Consider the following 17,042-nt stretch of genomic DNA (forward strand, 5'->3'; position numbering starts at 1 on the left):
ACCGAGGTCGGCCGCGCGGAACTCAGACCTGCATGCTCATCACCTCGCTGTAGGCCTGCACCACCCGGTTGCGCACCTGCAGCGCCATCTGGAAGCCGACGTTCGATCGCTGCATCGCGATCATCGTCTCCTCGATCGACACCGTCGAGCTGTCGAGCGAGACCTCCTTCTGCAGCTGGTGGGCGGCGTTCTGCGCGGCACTGACGGTGCGCAGCGCGTGGCCGAAGACGTCCGAGAAATCCTCCCGGCGCGCCGGCGCCTGGGTGGCGCGCGGGTCGGCCGTGCCGCCGGTCGCGCCGGTTCGGGCCAGGGCCTGGGAGAAGTCGAAGGGCTTGAGTCTCACGTCCATGGGGATACCTCCACAGCTTCGGCATCGTACGCATCGTCATCGCTGTTCATGGAGGGAAGAACCCGGAGTTCGCGAAGCTGTTCGACCCATCGCGTCGGGCGCCGCTCCGAATAATCCAGTTCAGGCATGACCGTCCTGGCATGCGCCCACTCATTCATGGACATGGACCTCCCCAGCAGCCCGACCACCCTGACTGCGGCGCCCCAGTCGACCTTCGAGGTCGGGCCGACCCGTCTGGCGGAGCGCTTCACGGCCCTGCCGCCGCGCCGCAAGGCGATGCTGGCCGGCGGCGTCGCGGCGATGCTGGCGCTGATCATCGCCTCGGTGATCTGGAGCACGCGCCCGGAATACCGGGTGCTGTTCTCGAACCTGTCGGACAAGGACGGCGGCGCGATCGTCGCGCAGCTGTCGAAGATGAACGTGCCCTACCGCTTCAGCGAGGGCGGCTCGGCGGTACTCGTGCCGGCCGACCAGGTGCACGACGTGCGGCTCAAGCTCGCGCAGGCCGGCCTGCCCAAGGGCTCGTCGGTCGGTTTCGAGCTGATGGACAGCGCCCGCTTCGGCACGACCCAGTTCCAGGAGCGGCTGAACTTCCAGCGCGGGCTGGAGGGCGAGCTGGTGCGCTCGATCACCGCGCTGTCGGCGGTCGAGGCCGCGCGGGTGCACCTGGCGATCCCGAACCAGAACGGCTTCTTCCGCGACCAGCAGAAGCCCAGCGCCTCGGTGCTGCTGACGCTGCACCCGGGCCAGACGCTCGACCGCGCGCAGATCGCCGGCATCATCCACCTGGTGTCGTCGAGCGTGCCGGAGATGAGCCCGCGTGCGGTCAGCGTGCTTGACCAGACCGGCACGCTGCTGTCGGAGTCGCAGGACGGCAACGGTCCGACCAACATGCTCGACGCCAACCAGCTCCAGCATGTCGGCCGCGTCGAGCAGATGTACGTCAAGCGCATCCTCGACATCCTCGAGCCGATCGTCGGGCGCGACAACCTGCGTGCCCAGGTCTCGGCCGACATCGACTTCTCGCAGACCGAGCTGACCTCGGAGGAATTCAAGCCCAACCAGGGCGGCCAGCCCGCGACGGTGCGCAGCGCGCAGACCTCGGAGAGCGGCAACGGCGCCGGCGGCGCGGGCGCGGTGGTCGGCGGCGTGCCGGGCGCGGCCTCGAACCAGCCGGTGGCCGGCGCCAGCGCGCCGATCAACGGCACGGCGCAGACCCTGCAGCCGATGGGCGGCGGCAGCGGCGCCGGCGCGGCCGCCGGCCGGCGCGAGGCGGTGACCAACTACGAGGTCGACAAGACGGTGCGCGTCGTGCGCGCGGCCACCGGCACGGTGCGTCGCCTGGCCGTCGCGGTCGTCGTCAACCACCGCAGCAGCACCGACAAGAAGGGCCAGCCGGTCAGCCAGCCGCTGTCGCAGGAGGAGCTCGACAAGCTCACCGCGCTGGTGCAGGAGAGCGTCGGCTTCGTCAAGGACCGCGGCGACACCGTCAAGGTGGTCAACGCGCCTTTCCGTCCGGTGCAGGTCGACACCTCGGAGCTGCCGGTGTGGAAGCAGCCGCAGGTGCTCGAGATGGTGCGCACGCTGGCGGTGCCGCTGGCGCTGGTCGCGCTGGGCATGGCGGTGGTCTTCGGCGTGATCCGCCCGGTGCTGCGCGACATGCGCAAGGCCGAGGAGCTCGAGCGCGAGAAGAACCGCCTCGATGCCGTCGTCGACGACGTCGAGGAGCTGCCGGCGCTGACCGATGCCGGCGCGGGCGAGGACGGCTCCGGCGTGCCGGCGCTGGCCGGCCCGGAGGAGCTGACCAGCGCGGACCGCCGCCTGAACGAGGTCAGGGATCTGGCCCGCAAGAACCCGGCCGCGGTGGCGCGCATCCTGCGCGGCTGGGTCAACGGCGCGGATGCCGACTGAACACGAGCGAATCGAGGAAATCGAGCGATGGACGACCAGGGACTCGAGGATGCGGCGATCCTGCTGATCTCGATGGGCGAGGAGGAGGCCGCGGAGGTCTTCCGCCACCTGACGCCCAAGGAGGCGCAGAAGCTGGGCGAGAAGATGGCGCGCACGAAGACGATCCAGCGCGACCGCTACGAGAAGGTGCTGCTGCGCTTCGAGGAGCAGGTGCACGACGCCGGACTCCTCGAGCTCGACACCGACGAGTACGTGCGCAAGGTGATGCGGCGCGCGCTCGGCGACGACAAGGCCAATCTGCTGCTCGACCGCATCGTGCGCGTCAACGACGCGCCCGGCATCGACAACCTGAAGTGGATGGATCCGGCCGCGGTGGCCGACCTGCTGCGCCGCGAGCACCCGCAGATCGTCGCGGTGATCCTGGTGCACCTGGAGCCCGAGCAGGTCAGCGAGGTGCTGCGCCGCTTCCCCGAGGGGCATCGCAACGAGGTGATGATCCGCCTGGCCACGCTCGACGGCGTGCAGCCGGCCGCGCTGAAGGAGCTCAGCGAGGTGCTGTCGAAGGTGCTCGCCGGCGGCGACCGCATGCGCAAGGCCAACATGGGCGGCGTCAAGAGCGCGGCCGAGGTGCTCAACCTGCTGGGCTCGGCGATCGAGGGCTCGGTGCTGGACTACATCCGCGAGACCGACGCCGAGCTGGCGCAGAAGATCACCGACAGCATGTTCACCTTCGACGACCTGATGCGCGTCGACGACCGCGGCATCCAGGCGCTGCTGAAGGAAGTGCAGAGCGAGTCGCTGCTGGTCGCGCTCAAGGGCGCCACCGACGATCTGCGCGAGAAGATCTTCCGCAACATGTCCAGCCGCGCCGCCGAGATGCTGCGCGAGGATCTGGCCTCGCGCGGCCCGGTGCGCGTCGCCGAGGTCGAGGCGGAGCAGAAGGAGATCCTGCAGATCGCCCGCCGCCTGTCGGACGAAGGCCAGCTGATGCTGGGCGGAGGCAGCGATGGCCAGTTCCTCTGAGTCCTTCGCCGAGCGCGTGCAGCGCCAGGCCCGCGAGGCCGGCTTCGCGCCGATCGACCTGAAGGCGCTGCCCTCGGCGGTGCCGCCGTCCTACACCCGCTTCATCCCGCGCGAGGAGCTCGGCGAGGTCGAGCGCTGGCGTCCCGGCCGGCTCGACGCGCCTGCGGCGCACCGCGCGGCACGCCGTCCCGACGGCAAGGACGCCCCGGCCGATCCGCCGGCGCCGCCGCCCGAGGTGCTGCGCGCGATCCAAGAGACCCGCCAGGCCGAGCAGCTGCGCGCGCGCCATCTGGTCGACGAGGCGCTCGAGCAGGGCCGCGCGGTCGGTCGCGAGGAGGGGCTGCAGGCCGGCCGCGAGGATGGCCTGCAGGCCCTCGAGGACTTCCGCCGCCGTCAGCAGGCCGAGATCGGCGTGCCGGTCGCCGCCGCGCTGGAGCAGTTCCAGCGCCAGCTCGACCGGCTGGAGCAGGCGCTGGCGCGCCGTGTCGCCGGCGTCGCGCTGCAGGTGGCCCGCCAGGTGGTGCGCACCGAGCTGCAGACGCCTGCGGCGATGGCGGTGCGGGTCACGCAGGAGGCGCTCGACGAGGTGCTGCTGTCGGCGCGCCACATCACCGTGCGGCTGCACCCGGCCGACCTGGCCGCGGTCGAGCAGGGCTGCGCCGACACCTTCGCCGCGCGCAAGGTGCGGCTGGTGCCCGATGCGCATGTCGAGCGCGGCGGCTGCCTGGTCGAGTCGGACCTGGGCGTGGTCGATGCGCGCGTGTCGACACGCTGGGTGCGCGCGCTGGCGGCGCTGGGGCCGCTGTCGCTGTCCGAGCCGGGGCTCGGGGACGGGCTGCAGCCATGAACGCGCCGCACGAGGCGGCCGGCGCCGCCGGCCTGCCGGATTCCTGGATGCGCTTTCTCGACGAGCTGCACGAGCGTGCGAGCCAGGAGGTGCCGCTGCTGGTGCAGGGCACGCTGGTGCGGGTGACGGGCCTGGTGCTGGAGGTCGTCGGCATCCATGTGCCGGTGGGCTCGCTGTGCGAGGTGCTGATGCCGGGCCAGCCGCCGGTGCAGGCCGAGGTGGTGGGCTTCACCGGTGACCGCGCCTTCCTGATGCCGGCCGGCGAGATCCATGGCCTGGCCAGCGGCGCGCGGGTGGTGCCGATGGAGGTGCCGGTGCCGCCGCTGGAGCTCGGCGAGAGCCGCCACATGTGGCGCCGCACCGAGGACCGCTCCTGCCATCTGCCGATCGGCAACGGCCTGCTCGGCCGGGTGGTGGACGCGGGCGGGCGGCCGATGGACGGCGGCGGGCCGCTCTCCGGCGTACAGCCGATGCCGCTGGTGCGTCGGCCGATCAACGCGATGGACCGCGACCCGGTGCGCACGCCGCTGGACACCGGCGTGCGCTCGATCAACGCGATGCTCACCGTCGGCAAGGGCCAGCGCATCGGCCTGTTCGCCGGCACCGGCGTGGGCAAGTCGGTGCTGCTGGGCATGATGGCGCGCTACACCGCGGCCGACGTCATCGTCGTCGGCCTGATCGGCGAGCGCGGGCGCGAGGTCAAGGAATTCATCGAGGACATCCTGGGCGAGGACGGACGCGCCCGCTCGGTGGTGGTGGCCGCACCGGCGGACGCACCGCCGCTGAGCCGGCTGCAGGGCGCGGCCTACGCCACCGCGGTGGCCGAGCATTTCCGCGACCAGGGCCTGGACGTGCTGCTGCTGATGGATTCGCTGACCCGCTACGCGATGGCGCAGCGCGAGATCGCGCTGGCCATCGGCGAGCCGCCGGCCACCAAGGGCTACCCGCCGAGCTGCTTCGCCAAGCTGCCGCAGCTGGTCGAACGCAGCGGCAACGGCCGGCCCGGCCAGGGTTCGATCACCGCCTTCTACACCGTGCTGAGCGAGGGCGACGACCAGCAGGATCCGATCGCCGATGCCGCGCGCGGCATCCTCGACGGCCACATCGTGCTGTCGCGCGAGCTGGCCGAGTCGGGCCACTATCCGGCCATCGACATCGAGCGCTCGATCTCGCGGGTGATGAACAACGTCGTGCCGCGCGAGCACGTCGCCGCGTCGCGCCAGATGCGCAAGCTGCTGTCCAAGCTCAGCAAGGCGCGCGACCTGATCCAGCTCGGCGCCTACATGCCCGGCCACGATGCCGAGCTCGATGCCGCCGTCAAGTCGCAGCCCGCGATGATGGCGCTGTTGCAGCAGGACACCCACGCCCGCTCGACGCTGCGCGACAGCGTCGCGATGCTGCGCCAGATCACGAGGGTCTGAGCGCGGCGTCTCCACCGATCCACGCACACCGACTGCACCGACACCGATGACCCAGTCCCTCGTCACCCTGCTCGAACATGCCGAACGCCAGCGCGACGCTGCGCTGGCCCAGCAGCGTCGCGCCGACGCGGCGCTCGATGCCGCGATGCGCCAGCATGACCAGCTCGCCACCTACAGCCGCGAGCACCAGTCGCGCTGGAGCACGGCGATGCGGCAGTCGGTCGCGATGCCGCTGGTGCAGTGCCATCACGCCTTCACCGACCGGCTGCACCAGGCGGTGACGATGCAGTCGGAGCAGGTCGACCGGGCGCGCCAGACGCTGTCGCGGCGCCAGTCCGAGACGCTCGAGGCCGAGCGCCGCGTCGCCGCGATCAACAAGCTGATCCAGCGGCGCACCGATGCCGCACGGCTGCACCAGAACCGCCAGGAGCAGCGCCAGATCGACGAGCGGGCCTCGCGCATGGCCTGGAACCGACTTCACGAGGCCGCCGGACACGGCGGATGACACGATGGATGCATCCCTGCTGAGCCTGACCGCCGCTGCGGTCCGCGGCGGCCACGCCGCCTCCCGTTCCTCTCGCGACGGCGAAGGCGCCGACACGGGCGGTGCGGGCGCCTTCTCGAGCCTGCTGGGCGCCTCGATGGCCCGGGGCGAGGAGGCCGCGGGCGCGGGACTGCCGGGTCCGGGCGTCGGCCAGGGATCGGCCGAGGTGCCGGGCCTGCCGATGGCGCTGCGCCTGCGGGCGGCTGCGCTGGCCGCGGCCGGTCGCGAGGCTTCCGGGCTCGAGGCCGGCGCGAGGGTCGTCGCGGACGGCCTCGACGGCCCGGACGGTGCGCAGGACGCGCTGCCGCCCGAGGCCGGCGTCGGCGACGAGCTGCCGTGGCAGGACGAGGCTGCCGCGCTGCCGGCCGTGATCGATCCTGTGCTGCTGGCCCAGATGGCGCTGGTGATGGCGCCGCGTCCGTCGGCGCCCGCGGCGCAGGGGGATCGCGGCGGGGATCGCGGCGGGGATTCGGCCGGGCAGGGTGCCGCCCTCGAGGCCCTGCCGCCGCAGGCCGGCGCGGCCTGGGCGATGCCGCCCGAGGACCGCGCCCTGCCGCAGGATCCGGTGCCCCCGATGCCGGGGACGGATCCGGCCGTGCCGCCGGTGTCCGGCGCGCCGGATGGTGTGGATGGGGCGGCCGGGACGGGCGGGGCGGAGCTGCCGCCGGAGGGCTCCTTCGTGTCGCGGACGGCGCCGCCGGACGCGGGCACCGGCACCGAGGTCGACCCGGAGGGGGCGGCCCCGGCCGCCGCGGCTCGGTCTTCGGCGTTGCCGCCCTGGGCGGAGGCCTCCGCCGGCTGGCGGCCGCAGGGCCTGTCCGGTCGTGCCGCCACGGCGGCGACCGCCGCGCCGGGCCCCGCGCCCTCGCGGCTGCCGTCGCCGCCGTCCGCCGCGGAGACGGCCCGTGCCGCGATCGCGGCGGCGGCGTCCGGCGTTCCGGTCCCGGAGGGCGAGACGAAGGCCGTGCTCGCGGCGGACCGGGCCGAGCGGCTGTCGGGGCACGGGGCCGGGCCGGATCGCGCCGGCGAACGTCCGGAGCGGGCGATCGAACGGACGGATCCGGCGGGCGGCCTGTCCGCCGCCGGCGACCGGGCGCTGGCGTCCTGGATGATGCCGGCGCCGACCGCTTCGGCCGGCGCGACCGGCCCGACGGGCGCGGCCGGGATCGCCGAACCTGCGCGCTCCGGCCCCGAGGCCCTCGAGGCCTTCGCGGAGCGGGCTGCCGTGCGCGCGTCGGCGCTGTCCGGTCGCGAAGAGGAGCGGGCGCAGGAGCGCTCCGAGGCGGTCGAGGGCGGATTCGCCGCCGCGCTGGCCACGGCCGGCCTGGCGGCGCCGCCGCAGGCCGCGGCCGCGACGCCGGTGGCCGCGTCCCGCGTCGAGACGCCGTTCGGTCAGCCGCAGTTCACCGACGAGGTCGTCGCGCATGTCGCGCAGCACGTCAGCCAGTCGCGCGAGGGCGTGCGCGAGGTCGTGCTGCATCTCAACCCGGCCGAGATGGGGCCGGTGTCGGTGCGCATCGAGATCGAGGGCCAGGTCGCGTCGGTCGATTTCGGCGCGACCCACGAGGCCACGCGCCACCAGCTCGAGCAGTCGCTGCCGGCGCTGGCCGACGCGCTGCGCGACGACGGCCTGTCGCTGGGCCGCAGCTCGGTCGGCGACCAGGCCGGGCAGGGCAGCTTCGGCGGCTCGGCCTCCGGCGGCGGCTTCACCGGCCAGAACGACGGCCGCCAGCGCGAGGCGCCGACGCCGCGCGACGGCTCCTCCGGCACGCCGCGCTTCTCCGTCGAGGGCTTCTCCGGCGAGGGGGCTGCCCGCTCCGCGCCGGTCCGCGGCGAGCCGCTCCAGCGCCGTCCGGGGCGCGCGGACGGGCTCGACCTGTTCGCCTGATGCACGGGCGGCCGGCTGGGGCCGCCCCCCTCAATCGCCGGTTTTGCTGCGCTTTTCCGATCTTCGGCGTCCGGCCCCCCTTCCAATAATCGTCCTCATCCGGACTCCTCGCCTGCGCGAGGGGCCACTAGCAGGAGAAGGACATGTCGGCTGCGGCGGCGGGCGCGGAACAGACCGCACCCAAGAAAGGTTCGAAGAAGCTCTTCATCATCATCGGCGTCGTGGCGGTCCTGCTGCTCGGTGGGGGCGGCGCGGGCTTCGTGATCTGGAAGAAGAAGGCCGCCGAGGCGGAAGCCGCGGCCGCGGCGGAGGACGGCGGCGAGGACGGCCATGCCAAGGCCGACGCCCGCCCGCACAAGCCGGCCAAGCGCGACGCGCATGCGGCGCCGCCGGCCTACCTGCCGCTCGAGCCCTTCGTCGTCAACCTCGCCGACCGCGATGCCGACCGCTATGCGCAGATCGGCATCACGCTCGAGGTCGAGGACGCGAAGTTCGCCGAGGAGATGAAGGCCTACATGCCCGCGATCCGCAACGCGGTGCTGATGATCCTGTCGCACAAGACCGCCGCCGAGCTGCAGGGCCGCGACGGCAAGGAGCAGCTCGCCGCCGAGATCGCGCGCGAGGTGGTGCGTCCGCTGGGCATCAACATCGACGACGACAGCGACGAGGACGGCGCCAAGAAGAAAAAGAAGCGCGCCCCGGTCTACAACCCCGTTCTGCAGGTCAATTTCTCGAGCTTCATCGTCCAGTGAGCGGACGCCTCCCCGCGTCCCGTCTCGCAGCGAGCACCCCATGAGCCAGCAGAACCTGTCGCAGGACGAGGTCGACGCCCTCCTGCAGGGCATGACCGGCGATCTGCCCTCGACCGAGACGGCCGAGAGCGCGCGGCCGCCCAAGGGCACGGTGCGCGAGTACAACCTCGCCAGCGAGGATCGCATCGTCCGCGGACGCATGCCGATGCTCGAGGTGATCAACGAGCGCTTCTCCCGCAACGTCATGCCGGCGCTGACCGAGTTCGCGCAGCGCAACCTGGAGATCTCCGTCGGCGAGGTGAAGGTGCAGAAGTACAGCGCCTTCCTGCGCGAGACGATGGTGCCGACGAACTTCAACGTCGTCTCGATGCGGCCGCTGCGCGGCTCGGCGCTGTTCGTCTGCGACCCCACGCTGATCTTCGCCTTCATCGACGCGCTGTTCGGCGGCGTGGGCAAGTTCCCGGCGCGCATCGAGGGCCGGGAGTTCTCCGGCACCGAGCAGCGCGTCATCATGCGCATCGTCGAGATCCTGCTGCGCGAGTACAACAAGGCCTGGCAGGGCATCTACCCGCTGGACCTGACCTACCAGCGCTCGGAGATGCAGCCGCAGTTCGTCAACATCGCCGCGGCCGGCGACGTCGTGGTCTCGACGGTGTTCACCATCGAGATCGGCGAGTCGGTCGGCTCGGTGCGCGTCTGCATTCCGTACGCCAACGTCGAGCCGATCCGCGACGTGCTGCGCAGCAACAACCAGGGCGAGGCGCCCGGCGCCGACAAGCGCTGGATCAGCCTGCTGTCCGACCAGATCCAGTCGGCCGAGGTGCAGCTGGTCGCCGAGCTGGCCAAGGCGCCGGCCACCGTCGAGCAGCTGCTGGCCATGAAGGTCGGCGATTTCATCGAGCTGGACCTGGGCAAGATGATCCAGGCCCACGTCGACGGCGTGCCGGTGCTGGAAGCCAGCTACGGCACGTCCAACGGCCACTACGCCATCCGCATCGAGCGTGTGCTGACCAATCAGCAGGTCAGCTGGATAGGAGATCACAATGCCTGACAATCCGTCGGTCGACCTCTCGGACCTGTCCGACCAGGACGCGATGGCCGCCGAATGGGCGGCTGCGCTCGACGAGAAGCCGTCCGGTCTGGCCGATGCGGGCTTCGGCACGCCGGCCCCGTTCGCCGACTTCGACAGCGGCTCGCGGGGCGGCTCGGCGGCGGCCGCCGCCGGCGGCAAGGACCTCAACCTGATCCTGGACATCCCGGTCCAGCTCACCGTCGAGCTCGGCCGCACCCGCATTCCGATCAAGAACATCCTGCACCTGGCGCAGGGCTCGGTGGTCGAGCTCGACACCGTCGCCGGCGAGCCGATGGACGTGCTGGTCAACGGCTACCTGATCGCCCAGGGCGAGGTGGTGGTGGTCAACGAGAAGTTCGGCGTGCGCCTGACCGACATCGTGACGCCGAGCGAGCGCATGCGCCGGCTCTCGCGCGGTGGCTGAGGCCGGCATGGGCGCTGCCGTGGGTCCGTCGCTGATGTCGCTGCTGTGGCTGGCGCTGGTGCTGCTGTCGATTCCCGCGGCGCTGTGGCTGCTGCGTCGCAGCGGCTGGGCCGGCGCCGGTGCGGCCGCGGCGAACGCCCCGGCGATGCGCGTGCTGTCGCAGACGCCGCTGGGGCCGCAGCAGCGCCTGCTGCTGGTCGAGGTCGGCGAGGGCGAGTCGCGCTGCCGGCTGCTGCTGGGCGTGACGGCGCAGCAGGTGACGCTGCTGCACCAGCTGCCGGCCGGCCCGGAGCCGGCCGAGTCGCGGCCGGCCGGCCCGATGCCGATGGACGCGGCCTTCCGCCGCCTGCTCGATCACTGGCGCCAGGGCGGACGCAGCCCGGTGCGGGAACATGACCATGCGGACTGAAGCGCGGGCCGGGACGACACGCCGGGCCGGATCGGTGCCGGGCCGGCTGGCGGTGCTGCTGGCGGCGGTGCTGCCGGTGCTGGCCGCCGCAGCGCCGGCGCCCTCGGGCCTGCCGATCGTCGTCGGCCAGGGCAGCGGCGGCAGCAGCTACTCGGTGCCGGTGCAGACGCTGCTGATCCTCACGACGCTGTCCTTCCTGCCGGCGATGCTGATGATGATGACGGGCTTCACCCGCATCGTCATCGTGCTGAGCCTGCTGCGCCAGGCGCTGGGCACGCAGTCGTCGCCGCCCAACCAGGTCATCGTCGGCCTGTCGATGTTCCTGACGCTGTTCGTCATGGGGCCGACGCTCGACCGCGTCTACGCCGAGGCCTACAAGCCCTACGCCGCCACCGAGATCACCTTCGAGGAGGCGGCCGCCCGGGCCGAGGTGCCGGTGCGCCAGTTCATGCTCAAGCAGACGCGCCAGTCCGACATGGCGCTGTTCATGCGGCTGGGCCGCATCGACGCCGCGGTGAAGGCCGAGCAGGTGCCGCTGCGGGTGCTGGTGCCGGCCTTCGTCACCAGCGAGCTGAAGTCGGCCTTCCAGATCGGCTTCCTGATCTTCATCCCCTTCCTGGTCATCGACATGGTGGTGGCCAGCGTGCTGATGAGCCTGGGCATGATGATGCTGTCGCCGGTGCTGGTGGCGCTGCCCTTCAAGCTGATGCTCTTCGTGCTGGCCGACGGCTGGAACCTGCTGCTGGGTTCGCTGGCGGCGAGCTTCGCGACCTGAACCGGACGGCCCGATGGATTCCTCCCATGTCTTCACGATCGGCCAGGAGGCGCTGGCGGTGCTGCTGACGGTGGCCGCGCCGATGCTGCTGGTCATCCTGGTCGTGGGCCTGGTCGTCAGCGTGCTGCAGGCGGCCACGCAGCTGCACGAGGCGACGCTGTCCTTCGTGCCGAAGGTCATCGCCGGCGTGCTGGTGCTGCTGGTGGCCGGGCCCTGGATGATCACGACGCTGGTCGAGTACCTGCAGCGCATGCTGCAGTCGATCCCGGCGATGGTCGGCTGAGGCCGGCCGGTGCCGCTTCCCGCCGCGCGATGATCGGCTTCAGCGAGGCGCAGCTGCTGCAGTGGATCGTGCCGCTGCTGTGGCCGCTGCTGCGGGTGCTGGGCCTGTTCACCGCCGCGCCGGTGCTGTCGATGCGCGCGATTCCCGTGCGGGTGCGCGTCGGGCTGGCGCTGCTGACGGCGCTGTGCGTGCAGCCGTCGCTGCCGCCGATGCCGGTGGTGCCGCTCGACAGCCCGGTGGCGCTGGCGATGGTGGTGCAGCAGGTCTTCATCGGCGTGACCATCGGCTTCGCGGCCAAGACCGTCTTCACGGCGATCGAGTTCGCCGGCGAGCTCATCGGCCTGCAGATGGGCCTGAACTTCGCGAGCTTCTTCGATCCGACGACCAACAACCAGGGCACGGTCAGCGCCCGGCTGTTCAACACGATGGCCGCCTGGCTGTTCGTCGTCGTCAACGGCCACCTGCTGCTGTCGGAGGTGGTGGTGGCCAGCTTCCAGGCCTTTCCGGTCGGCGACCATCCGCTCGACCTGCTGGAGCGGGTGCAGCCGCAGGTCTGGGGCGCGGAGCTGTTCCGCTACGGCCTGTGGATCGCGCTGCCGACGGTGGCCATGCTGCTGTTCGTCAACCTGGTGCTGGGCGTGATCTCGCGGGTCGCGCAGCAGCTGCAGATCTTCTCGATCGGCTTCGCGGTCACGGTGACGGTGGGCCTGTTCGGGCTGACGCTGACGCTGCCGCTGCTGCAGCGCCCGATGGTGGCGCTGCTCGAGCGCATGCTGGCGCTGTTCCAGCCCTGATCCAGACCTGACCCTGCCGGCATCCCATCCGGACATGCCCGGCTGGTCACCGCGCGCCCGCGCGCTAGCCTTGGCGACCATGCCGCGCCGCGTGTCCTTCCCGCTTCCGTCGTCGCTCCTGCCGCTGTTCCTGGCCGGGGCGCTGGCGGGCTGTGCCCCGGCGCTCGACTGGCGCGACGTGCCGGTGGGCGAGGACCTGCTGATCCAGTTCCCGTGCCGGCCCGAGCGCGTCGAGCGGCGGGTCGATCTCGGCGGCGAGTCGGTCGCCGCGCGCATGCTGAGCTGCGAGGCCGGCGGCATCGGCTGGTCGGTGACCGTCTTCGACATCGGCGATCCCTACCGGCTGGCCGACGCGCTGATGCTGCTGCGGCGCAGCCTGTCGAGCAACCTGCGCGCCGAGGAGGTGGTCGGGCCGATGCCGGCGCTGGCTGCGCTGACGCCGCAGCCGACCTCGCGCCGCCTGCGTCTGCAGGGGCGCGGCGCCGAGGGCGCGCCGCTCGAGGCCGAGGCGCTGTTCGCCGCGCGCGGCCTGCAGGCGCTGCAGGTGGTGGCGATCCGCCGTGACGGGCCGGCGTCGCGCTGGCGCGACTGGGCCGGCGAGTTCATCGGCTCGCTGCATGCGCGGCCCTGAGCGGGGTGGCCTGCGCGTCGACAGCCCATGGCATGATGCGGCACCCTTGCGCTGCAGCAAGGCAATCCGGCACCGTCGTCGTCTTTTCATCCATGGCCTGTCTGCTGATCATCGCCCATGCCCCGCTGGCGTCCGCGCTGAAGGCGCTCGCGGCACACACCTTTCCCGACGAGGCGCGGCAGCTGCGCATCCTCGACGTGCTGCCCGACATGTCGCTCGAGCTGCTCGAGGGCGAGGCGCGCCGGCTGCTGCCCGGCGAGCATGACGACGATCCCGAGGCCCTGGTGCTGACGGACGTGTTCGGCGCGACGCCGTCGAACATCGCCCAGCGGCTGGTCGACGGCTCGCGCGTGCGGGCGCTGGCGGGCGTGAACGTGCCGATGCTGTGGCGGACGCTCAACTACGCCGGCCGGGCGCGGCTCGACGAGCTGTTCGCGCGCGCGGTGCAGGGCGGGGCGCAGGGCGTGCTTCCGATCGCGTCGACCCGGCCGCAGAACCAGGCCTTCTCACCCAACGTCCATGATCAAGACCACCATCACCATCAGCAATAGGCTCGGCCTGCACGCGCGGGCCTCGGCCAAGCTGACCAAGCTGGCCGGCAGCTTTCCCTGCGATGTCTTCATCAGCCGCAACGGCCGGCGCGTCAACGCCAAGAGCATCATGGGCGTGATGATGCTCGCCGCCGGCCTCGGCAGCGAGATCGAGATCGAGACCAGCGGCGGCCGCGAGCAGGAGGCGATGGACGCGCTGCGTGCGCTGATCGACGACAAGTTCGGCGAGGGCGGCTGAGCCGTCCTCGGCACCGCTGCCGCCGTCGTTCGCGCCGGGCCCGGGCTCAGTGCCCGAGGAAATGGCGCCGGTACTTTTCCGGCAGATCGCGCAGCTGCAGCAGCATCGGCAGGTCGGCGGTATGGAAGTCCGGATCCCAGGCCGGTGCGCCCAGCACCTTCGCGCCGCAGCGCAGATAGCCCTTGATCAGCGGCGGCGCCTCGACCGGCAGGTCGCGGCGCAGCTCGTCGACCGGCAGCGCCAGGCGCGGGCGCACCTGATGCTCGATCGGCGCCAGATGCGTGCGCGAGAGCCGATCCCACAGCGACGCGGCCGCATGGCCGCCATCGCGCATCGACATGCTGGCGCAGCCGATCACCGAATCCAGCCCGTTGCGCACCAGGAAGGCGCCCAGCGCCCCCCACAGCGCCAGGATCACGCCGCCCTGGCGGTGATCCTCGTGCACGCAGGAGCGGCCCAGCTCGGCCATGCGGTCGCGCAGCGGGCGCAGCCGCACCAGGTCGAACTCGGTCTCGCTGTAGAAGCCGCCGACGCGGCGAGCGGCCTGCGGCGTCAGCACCCGGTAGGTGCCGATGACCTCGCCCGCCTGCGGCGAGCGCTCGTCCAGGCAGCGCACGATCAGGTGCTCGCAGTACGGGTCGAACAGGTCGGCATCATGGCCCGCCGGCGTGCCGCTCACCGGCGAGAGCCGGGCGCCCATCTCGGCGGCGAAGACCTGGTGGCGCAGGCGCTGCGCCTCGCGGACCTCGTCGAGATGACGGGCCCAGCCGATGCCGAGCCGGTCGGGCGCGGGCAGGCCGGTGGAGGCCGGTGCCGTCGTGGCCGGCTGCGGCGGCAGGATGACCCGGCGGCGTCCGGCTGGCAGATCGGCCAGCGGCAGCGTGGGCAGCGGAAGTTCCCTCATCGATCGCTCCTCGTGACGGGGCGATGCTCGGTCCGCGCGGTGACCGGCCCGTGTCCGGGCGATGACGCGGGCATGACGGCCGGTCGGCGCGGACGCATTCCCGCTTCTCCGCGCTTCGCCGCCGATTCGGGCCGATCCCGGTGCTGCGCCGGCGAGGGCGCTGATAGCATCGATGCATGAGCGTTCAGGTATTCGGATTGCCGGTCTCCCGGGGAGTCGCCATCGGTCGCGCCGTGCTGGTGGCGTCCAGCCGCGTCGACGTGGCGCACTACTTCATCGAGCCGGAGCAGACCGGTGCGGAGCTGCGGCGGCTGAAGAAGGCGCGTGACCAGGTCTGCCGGGAGTTCGAGGCGCTCAAGCTCGATGTCCAGGGCGATGCGCCGGCCGAGCTGGTCGCGCTGCTCGACGTGCACCTGATGCTGCTCAACGACGACCTGCTCGCCGGCGCGACCTGCCAGTGGATCGAGGAGCGCCAGTACAACGCCGAGTGGGCGGTGGCCGCGCAGCTCGAGACGCTGTCGCGCCAGTTCGACGAGATGGAGGACGAGTACCTGCGCGAGCGCAAGGCCGATCTCGAGCAGGTCGCGGAGCGGCTGATCGAGACGCTGGCGCGTGGCGGGCAGAGCGTGGGCGTGCGCGCCAGCCTGGGCGCGGCCGCGGATGACGTGCCGCTGGTGCTGGTGGCCAACGACATCTCGCCGGCCGACATGATGCAGTTCAAGGGCGGCGTGTTCCGCGGCTTCGTCACCGATGTCGGCGGCCGGACCTCGCACACCGCCATCGTCGCGCGCAGTCTCGACATCCCGGCCGTGGTCGGCGCGCGCGACGCCAGTCGCATCATCCGCCAGGACGACTGGATCATCATCGACGGCGACGCCGGGCTGGTCATCGTCGATCCGTCGCCGATGATCCTCGAGGAATACCGCTTCCGCCAGCGCCAGGGCCAGCTCGAGCGCGACCGGCTCGCGCGGCTGCGCCACCGTCCGGCGGTCTCGCTCGACGGCCAGCGCATCGAGCTGCTGGCCAACATCGAGCTGCCGACGGATGCGCCGGCCGCGCTCGAGGCCGGTGCCGAGGGTGTCGGCCTGTTCCGCAGCGAGTTCCTGTTCATGAACCGGGGCGGCCGCCTGCCTGACGAGGACGAGCAGCACGCGGCCTATGCGGCCGCGGTCACCACGATGCGCGGCCTGCCGGTCACGATCCGCACCATCGACATCGGCGCGGACAAGCCGCTGGACCGGATGACGCTCAGCGAGCTGCGCCACGAGCACTCGCTCAACCCGGCCATGGGACTGCGGGCGATCCGCTGGAGCCTGGCCGATCCGGGCATGTTCACCGTCCAGCTGCGGGCGATCCTGCGCGCGGCGGCACTCGGGCCGGTGCGCCTGCTCGTGCCGATGATCTCCCACCCGGGCGAGATCCGCGCCACCTTCGAGGCGATCGAGCGCGCGCGCGCGCAGCTGCGCCGCGAGCAGCTGCCCTGCGGCGACGTGAAGATCGGCGCGATGATCGAGGTGCCGGCCGCGGCGCTGATGCTGCCGCTCTTCCTGCGCCATTTCGACTTCGTCTCGCTCGGCACCAACGACCTCATCCAGTACACGCTGGCGATCGACCGGGCCGACGAGAGCGTGGCGCATCTCTACGATCCCTGGCATCCGGCGGTGCTGGGGCTGGTCTCGACGACGATCCGGGCCGCGCGTGCTGCCGGGCGCGAGGTCTGTGTCTGCGGCGAGATGGCCGGAGACATGGAGTTCACCGAACTGCTGCTGGCCCTGGGGCTGCGCAGTTTCAGCATGCATCCGAGCCAGCTGCCCGGCATCAAGCAGCGCATCCTGCGCACCGAGATCCCTGCGCTCGAGGCGCTGGCCGATCAGGTGCTGACGAGCGACGATCCTCGTGCGGCCTGGCTGGCCGGTCGGGCTCGGACCGTGCAGCCGGCTCCGGTTCCGGTCGCCTGAGAAACTTCGAAGCAGAAAGGGCTTGCGGTTTTCGCGCAGGCCGGCTACATTCACGTCCCTCGCACCAAGCGAGTTCTCTTCGCTAAGTGGCAGCAAAAAAAGATTGCTGAAGCGCTTGACGAAAAGAAAAAGAGTCGATAAAGTCTCGAGTCTTCGCTGACAGCAGCGATCGATCTTTAAAAATCAACAGCCGATAAGCGTGGGCGTGAGAGGCGAAGTGTCTCGGATCTTTGGGTCCGGGTCCTTGGGACCTTAAACGCTCATGGAT

General features: G+C 71.8%; 19 protein-coding genes. 17 read left to right on the forward strand and 2 right to left on the reverse strand.

The features are described from left to right. Positions 1–22 precede the first annotated feature (22 nt). Entirely contained in the window at positions 23–349 is a 327-nt protein-coding gene (gene fliE, locus HNQ01_RS13605) for a flagellar hook-basal body complex protein FliE (RefSeq protein ID WP_173805983.1), read from the reverse strand. Positions 350–505: 156 nt separating this feature from the next. Here fliE and fliF point away from each other — a divergent pair, with 156 nt between their 5' ends. The 16 genes from fliF to HNQ01_RS13685 all read left to right on the forward strand — a co-directional run bounded on the left by fliF (position 506) and on the right by HNQ01_RS13685 (position 13,912). Continuing rightward, the gene (gene fliF / locus HNQ01_RS13610) at positions 506–2,260 is read left to right on the forward strand and encodes a flagellar basal-body MS-ring/collar protein FliF (RefSeq protein WP_286180779.1); all 1,755 of its coding nucleotides are present in this window, start codon (positions 506–508) and stop codon (positions 2,258–2,260) included. Positions 2,261–2,287: 27 nt separating this feature from the next. Continuing rightward, entirely contained in the window at positions 2,288–3,283 is a 996-nt protein-coding gene (fliG, locus tag HNQ01_RS13615) for a flagellar motor switch protein FliG (RefSeq protein WP_173805985.1), read from the forward strand. Next, positions 3,267–4,130, forward strand: coding sequence for a FliH/SctL family protein (locus HNQ01_RS13620; RefSeq protein WP_173805986.1), 864 nt, complete (start codon positions 3,267–3,269; stop codon positions 4,128–4,130). The genes fliG and HNQ01_RS13620 overlap by 17 nt, the downstream gene beginning before the upstream one ends. Then, complete coding sequence (fliI, locus tag HNQ01_RS13625; RefSeq protein ID WP_286180781.1) at positions 4,127–5,551, forward strand: flagellar protein export ATPase FliI; 1,425 nt, start codon at positions 4,127–4,129, stop codon at positions 5,549–5,551. The genes HNQ01_RS13620 and fliI overlap by 4 nt, the downstream gene beginning before the upstream one ends. A gap of 46 nt (positions 5,552–5,597) precedes the next feature. Continuing rightward, positions 5,598–6,056 (forward strand): flagellar export protein FliJ, encoded by a 459-nt coding sequence (locus tag HNQ01_RS13630; protein WP_173805987.1) that lies wholly within the window; start codon positions 5,598–5,600, stop codon positions 6,054–6,056. Positions 6,057–6,060: 4 nt separating this feature from the next. After that, positions 6,061–7,983, forward strand: a complete 1,923-nt coding sequence (locus tag HNQ01_RS13635) for a flagellar hook-length control protein FliK (protein ID WP_173805988.1) — start codon at positions 6,061–6,063, stop codon at positions 7,981–7,983. Between the two features lie 143 nt (positions 7,984–8,126). Further along, complete coding sequence (locus HNQ01_RS13640; protein ID WP_173805989.1) at positions 8,127–8,735, forward strand: flagellar basal body-associated FliL family protein; 609 nt, start codon at positions 8,127–8,129, stop codon at positions 8,733–8,735. 40 nt (positions 8,736–8,775) lie between these two features. After that, the gene (gene fliM / locus HNQ01_RS13645; RefSeq protein ID WP_173805990.1) at positions 8,776–9,786 is read left to right on the forward strand and encodes a flagellar motor switch protein FliM; all 1,011 of its coding nucleotides are present in this window, start codon (positions 8,776–8,778) and stop codon (positions 9,784–9,786) included. Next, positions 9,779–10,231 (forward strand): flagellar motor switch protein FliN, encoded by a 453-nt coding sequence (gene fliN / locus HNQ01_RS13650; protein WP_286180785.1) that lies wholly within the window; start codon positions 9,779–9,781, stop codon positions 10,229–10,231. Before fliM ends, fliN begins: the two co-directional genes overlap by 8 nt. Positions 10,232–10,238: 7 nt before the next feature. Continuing rightward, positions 10,239–10,640, forward strand: coding sequence for a flagellar biosynthetic protein FliO (gene fliO / locus HNQ01_RS13655; RefSeq protein WP_173805991.1), 402 nt, complete (start codon positions 10,239–10,241; stop codon positions 10,638–10,640). Beyond that, entirely contained in the window at positions 10,630–11,415 is a 786-nt protein-coding gene (fliP, locus tag HNQ01_RS13660; RefSeq protein WP_173806015.1) for a flagellar type III secretion system pore protein FliP, read from the forward strand. The genes fliO and fliP overlap by 11 nt, the downstream gene beginning before the upstream one ends. Before the next feature lie 13 nt (positions 11,416–11,428). Beyond that, complete coding sequence (fliQ, locus tag HNQ01_RS13665) at positions 11,429–11,698, forward strand: flagellar biosynthesis protein FliQ (RefSeq protein ID WP_173805992.1); 270 nt, start codon at positions 11,429–11,431, stop codon at positions 11,696–11,698. Between the two features lie 29 nt (positions 11,699–11,727). Further along, a complete protein-coding gene (gene fliR / locus HNQ01_RS13670; protein ID WP_173805993.1) occupies positions 11,728–12,492 on the forward strand; it encodes a flagellar biosynthetic protein FliR in 765 nt (254 codons plus the stop codon). A gap of 79 nt (positions 12,493–12,571) precedes the next feature. Continuing rightward, positions 12,572–13,123: a hypothetical protein gene (locus tag HNQ01_RS13675; protein ID WP_173805994.1), complete on the forward strand. Its 552-nt coding sequence runs from the start codon at positions 12,572–12,574 to the stop codon at positions 13,121–13,123. A 92-nt stretch (positions 13,124–13,215) separates the two neighbouring features. Beyond that, positions 13,216–13,674 carry a PTS sugar transporter subunit IIA gene (locus HNQ01_RS13680; RefSeq protein ID WP_173805995.1) on the forward strand — a complete coding sequence of 153 codons (459 nt, stop codon included), beginning with the start codon at positions 13,216–13,218 and terminating at the stop codon, positions 13,672–13,674. Continuing rightward, a complete protein-coding gene (locus tag HNQ01_RS13685) occupies positions 13,643–13,912 on the forward strand; it encodes an HPr family phosphocarrier protein (RefSeq protein WP_173805996.1) in 270 nt (89 codons plus the stop codon). The genes HNQ01_RS13680 and HNQ01_RS13685 overlap by 32 nt, the downstream gene beginning before the upstream one ends. A 46-nt stretch (positions 13,913–13,958) precedes the next feature. Here HNQ01_RS13685 and HNQ01_RS13690 read toward each other — a convergent pair whose 3' ends face one another. Continuing rightward, entirely contained in the window at positions 13,959–14,816 is an 858-nt protein-coding gene (locus HNQ01_RS13690; RefSeq protein WP_173805997.1) for a GNAT family N-acetyltransferase, read from the reverse strand. 176 nt (positions 14,817–14,992) lie between these two features. Between HNQ01_RS13690 and ptsP the strand changes: the two genes are divergently transcribed. Continuing rightward, positions 14,993–16,774, forward strand: a complete 1,782-nt coding sequence (gene ptsP, locus HNQ01_RS13695; RefSeq protein ID WP_173805998.1) for a phosphoenolpyruvate--protein phosphotransferase — start codon at positions 14,993–14,995, stop codon at positions 16,772–16,774. Positions 16,775–17,042: the final 268 nt, after the last annotated feature.

The organism is Sphaerotilus uruguayifluvii, assembly GCF_013294065.1.
Classification (GTDB): Bacteria; Pseudomonadota; Gammaproteobacteria; order Burkholderiales; family Burkholderiaceae_C; genus Sphaerotilus; species Sphaerotilus uruguayifluvii.